The organism is Methylobacterium sp. 13MFTsu3.1M2, assembly GCF_900112625.1.
GTDB lineage: Bacteria > Pseudomonadota > Alphaproteobacteria > Rhizobiales > Beijerinckiaceae > Methylobacterium.
This window is the reverse complement of record NZ_FOMM01000029.1, coordinates 1-12570: the sequence shown is the minus strand read 5'-3', so window position 1 is coordinate 12570 and position 12570 is coordinate 1. Positions and strand designations below refer to the sequence as shown.

Genomic DNA, 12570 nt, shown 5'->3' with positions numbered 1-12570 from the left:
GAATCTGGACTGGAACGGTCAAGCTCGCAAGTTCGGTGCTTGCCGGTACCTTGCCCGAGCCTTGTTGGGCCGGCCCCTCCGGGGCGGGCGGGGTACGACAATGCGCTGGGCGCGCGGAGGTTGCGCCCGCGCGCCGCGCCGGGATCCGGCACGGTGCGCGGGCGGTCCGGATCTCAGCCGCGACGGATCAGGGTGCCGGCACCGTAATCGGTGAACAGCTCGAGCAGCACGGCGTGGTTGACCTTGCCGTCGAGGATGACGACCGCCTCGACGCCGCGCTCGATCGCGTACATGCAGGTCTCGATCTTCGGGATCATCCCGCCCGTGATGGTGCCGTCGGCGATCAGGCGCCGGCAATCCTCCACGGTGAGTTCCGGGATCAGCTTCTTGTCCTTGTCGAGGACGCCCGGCACGTCGGTGAGCAGCAGCAGGCGCTTGGCCCGGAGCGCTCCGGCGATCGCCCCCGCGAAGGTGTCGGCGTTCACGTTGTAGGTCTGCCCGTCCGCCCCGTAGGCGACCGGCGCCAGGACCGGGATCAGCTCGGCCTTGAGGACCGCGTCGAGGACGCCGCGCTCGACGTGGTCCGGCTCGCCGACGAGGCCCAGATCGACGGTCTGCTCCACGCGGCTCTCGGGATCGACGACGGTCTTCATCGCCCGCTTGGCCCGGACCATGTTGCCGTCCTTGCCGCACAGGCCGACCGCCCGGCCGCCCTCGGCCGAGATCCAGCCGACGATCTGCTTGTTGATCAGGCCGGCCAGGACCATCTCGACCACCTCGACGGTGGCCTCGTCGGTGACGCGCAGGCCGCCGCGGAACTCGGACTGGATGCCGAGCCGGTCGAGCATCTTGCCGATCTGCGGCCCGCCGCCGTGCACGACGATCGGCTTCAGCCCGGACTGCTCCAGGAGGACGATGTCCTCGGCGAAGTCCTCGGCCGCGGCCCGGTCGCCCATGGCGTGGCCGCCGTACTTGATGACGACGATCTCCTGGTCGTAGCGCTGCATGTGGGGCAGCGCCTGGGCCAGGACCTCGGCACGCACGTGCACGTTGGGCAATTCGGTCATCGCGGTCCTTCACCGATCCTTGGGTCGGGTCCTCGGGGGCGGATCCGGGCCTCCCCGTCGGGCGGGGGCGCTTCTACAGGAACCCGCCCGCGCTGCGAAGCCGCCCCGCGCGCCGTCGCGGAGGCGCGCAGCGCGGATCGGCGGCCGATGCGGGGCGCTCCGGGACCCGCTGTCAAACTACAGTCATCCTTCGCGGGTGTTGCATTACCGTGACAGACTGGAGCAGATCCAGGCTGGCCCGGGTTGCATCCTCACGCGGCCCGGATCATGTTGCATCGCAGCAAGCCGAGGGCGAGCTGCCGGGAGGGCCCGATGCGGATTGCGATGATTGGGGCCGGATATGTCGGCCTGGTCTCCGGCGCCTGCCTGGCCGATTTCGGCCACACGGTCGTGTGCATCGACCGGGATCCCGACAAGATCGCCAGCCTGAACGCCGGCCGCATGCCGATCTACGAGCCGGGCCTCGACGTCCTGGTCGCCGAGAACGTCCGCCAGGGCCGGCTCGCATTCCGCGCGACCATGCGGGACGCCGTGGCCGAGGCGGACGCGATCTTCATCGCGGTGGGCACGCCCTCCCGCCGCGGCGACGGCTTCGCCGACCTGAGCTACGTGTTCGATGCCGCCCGGGAGATCGCCGGGTCCCTGTCCGGCTTCACCGTGGTTGTGACCAAGTCGACCGTTCCGGTGGGCACGGGCGACGAGGTCGAGCGCATCATCCGCGAGACCAACCCCGAGGCGCAGTTCGCGGTCGCCTCGAATCCCGAGTTCCTGCGCGAGGGCGCGGCCATCGCCGACTTCAAGCGCCCCGACCGCATCGTCGTCGGCGCCGAGGAGGCGCGGGCCGTGGCTGTGATGGGGGAGGTCTACCGGCCGCTCTACCTCAACGCGGCGCCGATCGTGGTGATGTGGCGCCGGACGGCCGAGCTGACCAAGTACGCGGCGAACGCGTTCCTCGCGGCGAAGATCACGTTCATCAACGAAGTGGCGGACCTGTGCGAGGCGGTGGGCGCGGACGTGCAGGCGGTGGCGCGCGGCATCGGCCTGGACAACCGGATCGGGTCGAAGTTCCTGCATGCCGGGCCGGGCTACGGCGGCTCGTGCTTCCCCAAGGACACGCTGGCCCTGGTCAAGACCGCGCAGGACGCGGGCACGCCGCTGCGGCTGGTCGAGACGGTGGTGGCGGTCAACGACCAGCGCAAGCGCGCGATGGCGCGCAAGGTGATCAAGGCCTGCGGCGGGTCGGTGCGGGGCAAGACGATCGCCCTCCTCGGCCTGACCTTCAAGCCGAACACCGACGACATGCGCGACGCGCCCGCGCTGGCGATCGTGGCGGGCCTGCAGGACGCCGGCGCCGTAATCCGCGCCTACGATCCCGAGGGCATGGAGCAGGCTCGGATCCTGATGCCGGCTGTGGATTACGCCGAGAACGCCTACGCCTGCGCCGAGGGCGCCGACGCGGTGGTGATCGTCACCGAGTGGAACGCGTTCCGGGCCCTCGACCTCGACCGACTGCGTCAGGCCATGTCGTCCGGTGAGGCGGCTCCCGTGCTGATCGACCTGCGCAACATCTACGACCCCGCGAGCGCCGCGCGCCACGGTTTCACCTATTGCGGCGTCGGACGAACCAAGGAGAGCGTCGCCCGGATCGGGTCTTGATCATCACCGCGCCGGCCTTCGAGCCCGGATTCCTGTGCGGGACCTGCGCGACATCGCGAAGATTTCTTCCGGAATCGGCATCGATGCCGCTAGACGGGCGGCGTCCGCGGAGGCGCAACTGTGGCTTTATCGTGATCGAGCCCGCGTCTCGGCAGCCGGTCCGGCGGTTCAAACTTGGCGTTTTGACCGTAGGAATTGGATAAGCTTCTGATGAATACATGTCACAGCCTCTGGCAATTTTGCCACGCGGGGATGACCTCGCGTTAGGGCTGGTTGGACACCGCAATGGTGCCACAGTAAGGGGTGAGAGGGTACTCACTCGTCGAGAGCCGAGCCGACTTCCGATAACGAGCGTGTGCGAACCGAACGTGACACAACGTACAGACATTGCGATCGTCGGACGCGCATGCCGACTGCCCGGGGCCCCCAGCGTGGATGGGCTCTGGTCACTCCTGTCCGAAGGGCGCTGCGCCGTCAGCAAGGTGCCGGCCGACCGGTTCTCCCTGGAGCGGTTCGCCCATCCGCGCGCCCATGAGCGCGGCAAGAGCTACACCTGGGCGGCCGGTGTCATCGACGACGTCTGGTCGTTCGACCCGTCGGTCTTCGGCATCTCGCCCCGCGAGGCCGAGCAGATGGATCCGCAGCAGCGGATGCTGCTCGAGCTGACCTGGGAAGCCCTCGAGGACGCGGGCCTGCGCCCGTCGAGCGTGGCCGGCAGCAATATCGGCGTGTTCGTCGGCGCCTCGTCCCTCGATTACGGCAACCTGCGCATCCTCGACGCGCCGTCGGGCGACGCTTACGCGGCGACCGGCAACACGCTCTCGATCATCTCGAACCGCATCTCCTACATCTTCGACCTCAAGGGCCCGAGCTTTACGGTCGACACGGCCTGCTCGTCCTCGCTCGTCGCCTTCGACAACGCCGTGCAGGCGATCCGGTCGGGCCGCGTGGACACCGCGGTCGTCGCCGGCGTGAACGTGCTGGCGAGCCCGTTCAACTTCATCTGCTTCTCCACCGCGCAGATGCTCTCGCGCACCGGCCTGTGCCAGGCCTTCTCCAAGAATGCCGACGGCTACGTGCGCTCCGAGGGCGGCGTGGTGTTCGTGCTGCAGTCGGCCGAGGCCGCGCGGCGCAACGGCGCTACCGTGCGCGCGGTCGTCGCCGCCTCCGGCATCAACTCCGACGGCCGGACCACCGGCATCTCCCTCCCCTCGGGCTACGCCCAGGGCGCCCTGCTGGAGAAGGTCTACCGCGAGGCCGAGATCCGCCTCGACGACCTCGCCTTCATGGAGGCGCACGGCACCGGCACGCCGGTGGGCGACCCGATCGAGGCCTCGGCCATCGGCTCGAAGCTCGGCCGCGGCCGGCAGGCGCCGCTGCCGATCGGCTCGATCAAGACCAATATCGGCCACACCGAGCCGGTCTCCGGCCTCGCCGGCCTGATGAAGGCGACTCTGGCGCTCGAGCACGATCTCGTCCCGCCGTCGCTGCACGCGGCCGAGCTCAATCCCGAGATCCCCTTCGGCGAGCTCAACCTGGACGTCGTGCGCGCGCCGCTGAAGATCGGCCGCGGCTCGCGCGAGCGCTTCGCCGGCGTCAACTCCTTCGGCTTCGGCGGCACCAACGCCCACGTCGTCATCACCGACGCGCCCGCCTGGGCGAAGCCCGCCGCCGCGACCGCGGAGCCCCAGGCCCAGGTGCTGCTACTCTCGGCCCAGAGCCGGGCGGCGCTGAACGAGCTCGCCCTCGACTACGCCGAGCGCCTCGAGGCCGCCCCCGAGCAGGTCGCGACCGTGGCGGCCGCGGTGGCGCATCGCCGCGAGCGCATGCCCGCCCGCCTCGCCGTCGCGCTCGACGGCAAGACCGACGTCGCCGCGGCGCTGCGCGCCGTCGGCGAGGGCGAGGACACGCAGGACGCCTTCACCGGCACCGCGGTCGACCGCGTCGCCGAGGTGGCCTTCATCTATTCCGGCAACGGCAGCCAGTGGGCCGGCATGGGCCGCGAGGCCTACGAGGAGAACGCGACCTTCCGCGCGACCTTCGACCGGATCGACACCCTGTTCCGGGCCTACTCGGACTGGTCGCTGAAGGACGCGCTCTACGCCGACGACCTCGACGAGCGCCTCGCGCTGACCAGCGTCTCGCAGCCGCTGATCTTCGCCATCGAGAGCGCCTCGACGGCCGCGCTCAAGGCGAAGGGCCTGATCCCGTCCTACGTCCTCGGCCACTCCGTGGGCGAGATCGCGGCCGCCGAGGCCGCCGGGATCCTCAGCCTGGAGGACGCGGTCCGGGTCATCTACTACCGCAGCCACCACCAGGAGACGACGCACGGCCAGGGCACCATGGCGGTGCTGCTGATGCCGGCCGAGGAGGTCGAGACCTTCCTCAAGGATTACCCGACCCTCGACATCGCCGCCTACAACAGCCCCAAGGCCGTCACGGTCGCCGGGCCGGTGGCCGACATCGACGCCGCCATCAAGGCCCTGTCGCGCAAGCGCCGCCGCGGCCGCAAGCTCGACCTCGCCTACGCCTTCCACGGACGGCTGATGGACCCGACCGAGAAGCCGCTGCTGCGCGACCTCGCGGGCCTCAAGTCGCGAACCGGCGCCACCGCGATGGTCTCGACCGTGACCGGCTCGGTGCTGGGCGGCGAGAATTTCGGCGCCGGCTACTGGTGGCGCAACATCCGCGAGCCCGTGCGCTTCTGCGAGGCCGTGCAGGACGCCACCCGCCGCGGCGCCCGCGTGTTCGTGGAGGTCGGCCCGCGCGCCACCCTCATGTCGCACGTCGGCGACGCGGTCGAGCCGCTGGGCATCGAGACCGCCACGGTCGGCGTGATGCACCGCAAGGCCTCCGGCGGCGACCCGATCGCCAAGGCGGTCAGCGCCGCCCTCGTCCAGGGCGCGCAGGTCGACGAGACGCTGCTGTTCGGCGACGCGCCGAAGGGCGACGTCCGCCTGCCCTCCTACCCGTGGCAGCGCCGCCCGTTCCGCCTCGCCGACACCACCGAGGGCGTCGGCGCGATGAGCCCCCGCCCCTATCACCCGCTGATCGGGTCGCGCACGACCTTCGACGGGCTGGAGTGGAACGGCTTCGTCGACCCGGTGACCGTGCCGGAACTGGAGGATCACAAGGTCGACGGCCAGGTGATCATGCCGGGCGCCGGCTTCGTCGAGATGGCCCTGGCCTGCGTTCGCGAGGCCCTGCGCGACGACGAGGTCGTGCTGGCCGACTTCGAGATCGTGGCGCCGATGGTGTTCGCCGAGGACGCCCTGCGCGAGGTCGCGGTGCGCCTGTCGGGCTCCGGCAACGGCATCCAGGTGCTGAGCCGGCCCCGCCTGACCCAGACCCCCTGGCAGCTGCATGCCCAGGCAAAGATCGTCGAGGGCACCTTCTCGGCCCCGAAGACGCCGGATCTCGACGGCTTCAGCTTCGAGACCGCGGGCGACCACGTCCTCACCGGCGACGCGCTCTACGCCAAGGCCCTCGCCTCCGGGCTCGGCTTCGGCCCGAGCTTCCAGCAGGTGGCGATGAGCGCGCGGCTCGACGACGCCACGATCGTCTCCGACCTGCTGCCGGCCGAGCCCGACACCCGCTACGGCCTGGTGCCGAACCGGCTCGACGCGTGCTTCCACGGGCTGATCCTGCTGTTCGCCGACCTGCTCGGCGAGAACGGCGGCAAGGCCTACATCCCGGTGCGCTTCGGCGAGGTCCGGATGCTGCGCCCCGGCGCGGTGATCGCCCGCTCGATCATCCGCACCCGCCGCTGCAACGAGCGCTCGATCCTGGCCGACTTCACGCTCCTCGACGCCGAGGGCGCGGTCATCGCCACGATCCGCGAGGGCCGGTTCCAGGCCCTGCGCGCCAAGAGCGGCGGCGACCTCTCGACCTTCGCGATCTCGCAGGTGCCGGAGCTCGCCACCGAGCCGACCGCGATCCCGATGGAGCGCCGCCCGAGCGTGGCCGCGCGTCTGCGCCCGCTCGCCGCCGAGTCGAAGGGGCCGCCCGACGCCGCCCTGTCGCCGGGCCACCTCCTGCTGGAGGGCTGGGCGACCTCGCTCGCCTACCGCCTCGCCTCCGGGCTGGCGCAGGGGGAGACCGTCTCGGTCACTGACAGCCGCGTGCCGGAGGCCCTGCGCCCCTGGCTGCTGAACGCGCTCTACGCCCTGGAGAGCAGCGGCCTCGCCGAGCGCGCCGGCCAGAACTGGACGCTCGGCGACGGCTCCGCCCTGCCGGCGCCCGACGAGATCATGCGCTGGATCGCCGGCGACCATCCGGACCTCTCGGCCGAGCTCGTGCTGATCGCCGATGTCGGCGCCCTGGTCGACCGGCTTCTCGCCGGCACGCTCACCGACGCACCGTCCCTGCCGCAGGGGGCGATCGACGCCTTCGTGCTGCGCTCGGCCACCGCGCGCCACGGCGCCGACGTGGTCGCCGGCCTGATCGAGCGGAGCCGTGCCCAGCTCCCGAAGGAGCGGGCGCTGCGGGTCCTGCAGGTCGGCTTCGGCCCGCTCTCGGCCCAGACCGCGACCTTCGCGTCCGTCGCCGAGGCCCGGCTCACCGTCTTCGAGACCGACCGCCGGCTCGCCGAGCGCGCCCGCCTGTCGCTCGGCCGTGCCGCCGCCGTGGTCGAGACCGCCGAGGAGCTCGCGCCCGGCAGCTTCGACCTGATCCTGGCGTCGGGCAGCCTGCATCGCGGCGACCGCGGCCTCCCGGGCCAGCTCGCCGGGGCGCTCGCCACCGGCGGCCTGCTGGTGGCCGTGGAGCCGGGCGCCTCCCTGTTCCGCGACCTCGTGTTCGGACTGACGGCCGGCTGGTTCGAGGAGGCCGCGGGCGGCCTGCCCGTGGGCCGGCTCGAGGACATCGAGGGCTGGCAGCGCATCCTGAGCGCCCACGGCCTGGTCAAGGTCGAGGTCGAGCGGGCCGCCTCCGCCAACGGCGACGACCTGCTGCTGACGGCCGAGGCGCCGGTGCGTCCGGGCCCGGCCCCGGCGCAGAGCTTCGCCTTCATCATCGGCTCGGACGACGAGTTCGCGGCCGAGACCGCCTCCTCCCTGGCGACCCTGCTGGTCGCGGGCGGCGTGCACGTCTCGATCATCCTCGACTCCGAGACCTCCCTGATGGAGCTGGAGAAGGAGACCCCCGACACGGTGGTGTTCCTGGCCGGCGCCTTCACCCGCGGCGGCGAGGCGTCCGAGCGGCTGCGCGACCGCTGCCTCAGCCTGAAGCGCTGCACCGAGCACCTGGGATCCCGCCAGACCAAGCTCTGGGTCGTGGCGCCTGGCGCGACCCGCGACCGCGGCGGCCAGACCACCAACATCGAGGCGGGCGTGTGGGCCTTCTCCCGCACGCTCGCCAACGAAGCCCCGAACCTCGACGTCCGCCGCATCGACCTCTCCCCCGAGATGTCGTCGAAGCGCGCCTCCGAGCGCCTGCGCGACCTCATCCTCTCCGGCACCCCGGAGACCGAGATCGTGCTGGACGACGAGCGGACCCAGGTCGTGCGCTTCCACGCCGGCCGGCCGCAGCACCGGGATCCGGCCGACGCCGTCCCGGCCGAGGCCGCGCGCCTGGAGCGCAGCAACACCGGCGGCTTGAGCGAGATGGTCTGGGGGCCGGCCGAGCGCCGCGCTCCCGGCAAGGGCGAGATGGAGATCGCGGTCGAGGCCACCGGCCTCAACTTCCGCGACGTTCTCTGGGCGCTCTCGATGCTCCCCGAGGAGATCCTCGAGGACGGCTTCGCCGGCCCCCGCCTCGGCCTCGAGTGTGCCGGCCGCGTCACGGCCGTCGGCCCGGGCGTGAAGGGCTTCAAGGTCGGTGACCCGGTCGTCGCCTTCGCGCAGTCGGGCTTCGCCACGCACATCGTTGTGCCGGACCTCGTCGTCGCGCCGATGCCGCACGGCCTCGACCCGATGGCGGCCGCCACCGTGCCGGTGGCCTTCCTCACCGCCTATTACGGCCTCGTCTCCTGCGCCCGGATGCGGCGCGGCGAGTGGGTGCTGGTCCACGGCGGCGCGGGCGGCGTCGGGCTGGCGGCCCTGCAGATCGCCAAGCTGAAGGGTGCCCGGGTCATCGCCACGGCCGGCTCCCGCGAGAAGCGGGCCCTCGTGAAGGCGCTGGGCGCCGAGCACGTGCTCGATTCCCGCTCCCTGGCCTTCGTGGACGAGGTCCGAGCGATCACCGGCGACGGCGTCGACATCGTGCTGAACAGCCTGTTCGGCGAGGCGATGGAGCGCTCGCTCAACGCCCTCCGGCCGTTCGGCCGCTTCGTCGAGCTGGGCAAGCGCGACTACGTCGCCAACACCCATATCGGCCTGCGCCCGTTCCGGCGGAACCTCAGCTACTTCGGCGTCGACCTCGACCAGGTGATCCAGCACCAGGGCGACGACGGCGCGCGAATGTTCCGCGAGGTCATGGCCCTGTTCAACGACGGCGGCCTCAAGCCCCTGCCCTATCAGCCCTTCACGGCGGCCGAGACCTCGGACGCGTTCCGGCTGATGCAGCAGTCCGGCCATATCGGGAAGATCGTGATCAGCCCGCCGAAGGCCGGCACGATCATGAAGGACACGGCCCGGCCGTTCACGGTCTCGGCCGAGGGCGTCCACCTGCTGACCGGCGGCCTCGGCGGCTTCGGCCTGGAGGCGGCGCGCTGGCTGATCGACCGGGGTGCCAAGCACCTCGTGCTCGCGGGCCGCAAGGGCGCGGCCACCGACGAGGCCAAGGCCATCGTCGCGGAACTCACCGCGCGGGGCGTGACCGTCGAGGCCAAGGCCGTCGACATCACGAGCCGCGCCTCGGTGGACCGGCTCATCGCCGGGATCGAGCAGGGCGGCAGGAAGCTCGCGGGCGTGCTGCACGCCGCGGCGGTGCTCCAGGACGGCCTGATCTCCAACATCGACGCCGCGGCGCTCGACGCGGTGATCGGCCCCAAGGTGATCGGCGCCCAGCACCTGGACGCCGCCACCCGCGACCGGAGCCTCGACTACTTCGTCCTGTTCTCCTCGGCGACGACCTTCATCGGCAACCCGGGCCAGGGGTCCTACGTGGCCGCCAACGGCTTCATGGAGGGACTCGCGCGCCAGCGCCGCCGCCGCGGCCTGCCCGCGCTGGCCGTGGCCTGGGGCGCCATCGGCGATGTCGGCATGCTCGCCCGCAACAAGGCGGTCATGGAAGGCCTCGCCGGCCGCGTCGGCGTCACGCCGATGGAGGCCCGCCGCTGCCTCGACCTGATGGCCGAGGCGCTGGGCAGCCAGGGCACGGCCCCCGACGAGGCGGTCATCGCCATCGCGGCGATGCACTGGGGCAAGGCGCGCGAGCGTCTCGCCACCATGCGCTCGCCGAGCTACGCCGAACTCGGCTCGGACCAGCAGGCCGAGGCCGGCGGCGTCCAGGCGATCAACATCGCGTCGCTGCTCAAGGGCGGCGACCTCGACGCGGTCCGCAAGACCGTGTCGGACGCGATTGTCGAGGACATCGCCCGCATCCTGCGACTGCCGAAGGACGACATCAGCCGCGTGCGCCAGCTCTCGGAGATCGGCCTCGACTCGCTGATGGGTGTCGAGCTCGGCGCCAGCCTGCAGGAGCGCTTCGCCCTCGACGCGCCGCCCGCCGGACTTTCGTCGGGCATGACTGTCAATGAGCTGTCAGAGTCCTTAATTCAGGCGGTTTCCGCGCCCATGGACGAGACGGCCGGCGTCGCGATGAGCCTCGTCTCGAAGCATGTCGGCGGTGAGGTCGATGCGCAGATCCTCGCGCCTCTCAAGGAACTCATCGAGCAGACGTCCAGCGAGATCAAAGAGACCAACTCATGACCGACACGGCACGGCCGGACGGCGGGCGCGCGGCGCTCGCCGGCTTCGTGACCAACCGGCTCGGGCGCGCGACGCCGCGCCCGGCCCCCGTCAAGACGGCCTCTCCCGCCGGCAAGTCGGCGGCGCAGAACTTCGAGAACCTGCCGGGCTACCGCGAGCTGAAGCTCCAGCGCCAGGCGGCCGACCTGATCGGTCTGGGCAACCCGTTCTTCCGCGTCCACGACGCCAAGGCCGGGGCCACGACGCGGATCGACCAGAAGAGCTTCACCAACTTCTCGTCCTACGATTACCTCGGCCTGAACGGTCATCCGCGGGTGAGCAACGCCGCCCGGGAGGCGATCGAGGCCTACGGCACCTCCGCGTCGGCGAGCCGCGTGGTGGCGGGCGAGCGGCCCGGACACATCAGCCTCGAGCAGGCGCTGGCCAAGCACTACCAGTCCGAGGGCTGCATCGTGATGGTGAGCGGCCACGCCACCAACGTCACGACCATCGGTGCCCTGCTGGAAGCCGGCGACGTGATCTTCCACGACGCGCTGTCCCACAACAGCATCGTCACCGGCGCGCAGCTGTCGGGCGCCCAGCGCCGCTCCTTCGCGCATAACGACCTCGACGCCCTGGAGACCCTGCTCCAGTCGACCCGCCACGAGCATCGCCGGGCGCTGATCGTGGTCGAGGGCCTCTACAGCATGGACGGCGACGCGCCGGACCTCGCCGGGCTCGTGGCCCTCAAGAAGCGCTACGACGCGTGGCTGATGGTCGACGAGGCGCACGGCCTCGGCGTCACCGGCCGCACCGGCGCCGGCCTGTTCGAGCATTGCGGTGTCGACCCCCGCGAGGTCGACATCTGGATGGGCACCCTGTCGAAGACGCTGTCCACCTGCGGCGGCTACATCTGCGGCCCGATCGCGCTGATCGAGTACCTGAAGCACACGGCCGGCGGCTTCGTGTACAGCGTCGGCATGTCGCCGCCGCTGGCCGCCGCCGCCGAGGCGGCGCTGGCCGTGATGCACGCCGAGCCGGAGCGGGTCGAGCGCCTGCGCCAGAACGGCACCCTGTTCCTGGCCACCGCCAAGAAGCTCGGCCTCGACACCGGCTTCAGCCTCGGCCTCGCGGTCGTGCCGATCATCGTCGGCGACTCGCTGAAGGCGGTGACGCTGTCGGACCGGCTGTTCCGCCGGGGCATCAACGTGCAGCCGATCATCCACCCGGCCGTGCCGGAGCGGGCCTCGCGCCTGCGCTTCTTCCTCACCTCCGAGCACACCCCCGACCAGATCCGCGACACCGTGAACGCGGTGGCGGAGGAGCTCGCCGCCATCGACAAGGGCGGCTCGCTGATCGAGCAACTGCTGGCGAAGCGCGTCTGAGCCCGGCCGGGGCCGGGAGCCCCGGTTCCCCGAGAGCATTACGAAGAAGGGGGCGCGGATCACATCCGCGCCCCCTTCGGCATTCGGGCGACCGGTCTCCGCGGTCTCGGTCGGACGCGCGCATCGGCCGGATCGGCGCGACGCGAACCCGGCATCCGTCGCGCGGTGGGGTGGGTGCCCACGTCGCGGTGCGCCGCCTTACTTGGCGTAGGAATAGGCCAGGGCGGCCGAGGAGACGGGGCCCGTGACGCCGTTGAAGGCGGTGAGGACCTTCTGGACCTCGGTGAAGGGTGCGTTCGACACGTAGATCAGGTCGCGGTTGCGCATCCGGAACGCCTGGGACACGAACAGGCTGTTGGGGTCGCGCATGTCGATCCGGTAGACCACCGGCACCAGAGGCGTGCCCAGAAGCTTCGAGCCGGGGCTGAGCCGGCGCACGACGCTGGCCGGCTCGAACCGGAAGATGAACGTCCCGGCCGGGTCGGCGGCGAAGTCCGACAGGCCGCGCGCCTTGGCCAGCGCCTGCGCCAGCGTGATGCCGTCGGCCTGGAACGGCAGCTCGGTGCTGTTGCCCAGCGCGCCCACCGCGATGAAGGTCTGCGGGTCGCGCACGAGCGTCAGCACGTCGTTGGGCCGCAGGTAGATGTTCTCCCGCGGGTTCGACACCACCGT

At 71.4% G+C, this 12570-nt stretch carries 4 protein-coding genes and 1 pseudogene; 3 read left to right on the top strand and 2 right to left on the bottom strand.

Going from position 1 to position 12570, the window contains the following annotated elements:
- Window positions 1–173: 173 nt before the first annotated feature.
- A complete protein-coding gene (argB, locus tag BM314_RS24750; protein ID WP_020095286.1) occupies window positions 174–1067 on the bottom strand; it encodes an acetylglutamate kinase in 894 nt (297 codons plus the stop codon).
- Between the two features lie 312 nt (window positions 1068–1379).
- Here argB and BM314_RS24745 point away from each other — a divergent pair, with 312 nt between their 5' ends.
- The 3 genes from BM314_RS24745 to BM314_RS24735 all read left to right on the top strand — a co-directional run bounded on the left by BM314_RS24745 (window position 1380) and on the right by BM314_RS24735 (window position 11898).
- Entirely contained in the window at window positions 1380–2723 is a 1344-nt protein-coding gene (locus BM314_RS24745; protein WP_091980908.1) for a UDP-glucose dehydrogenase family protein, read from the top strand.
- Window positions 2724–3091: 368 nt separating this feature from the next.
- Entirely contained in the window at window positions 3092–10534 is a 7443-nt protein-coding gene (locus BM314_RS24740; protein WP_170868176.1) for a type I polyketide synthase, read from the top strand.
- Window positions 10531–11898: an aminotransferase class I/II-fold pyridoxal phosphate-dependent enzyme gene (locus BM314_RS24735; RefSeq protein ID WP_012317954.1), complete on the top strand. Its 1368-nt coding sequence runs from the start codon at window positions 10531–10533 to the stop codon at window positions 11896–11898. The genes BM314_RS24740 and BM314_RS24735 overlap by 4 nt, the downstream gene beginning before the upstream one ends.
- A 198-nt stretch (window positions 11899–12096) precedes the next feature.
- Here BM314_RS24735 and BM314_RS24730 read toward each other — a convergent pair.
- A pseudogene (locus BM314_RS24730) lies at window positions 12097–12570 on the bottom strand (sugar transporter); the annotation flags it as partial.

Coding starts and splice junctions, on each gene's coding strand:
- BM314_RS24745 (WP_091980908.1), top strand. CDS start 1,380: ATGCGGATTGCGATGATTGGGGCCGGATATGTCGGCCTGGTCTCCGGC.
- argB (WP_020095286.1), bottom strand. CDS start 1,067: ATGACCGAATTGCCCAACGTGCACGTGCGTGCCGAGGTCCTGGCCCAG.
- BM314_RS24735 (WP_012317954.1), top strand. CDS start 10,531: ATGACCGACACGGCACGGCCGGACGGCGGGCGCGCGGCGCTCGCCGGC.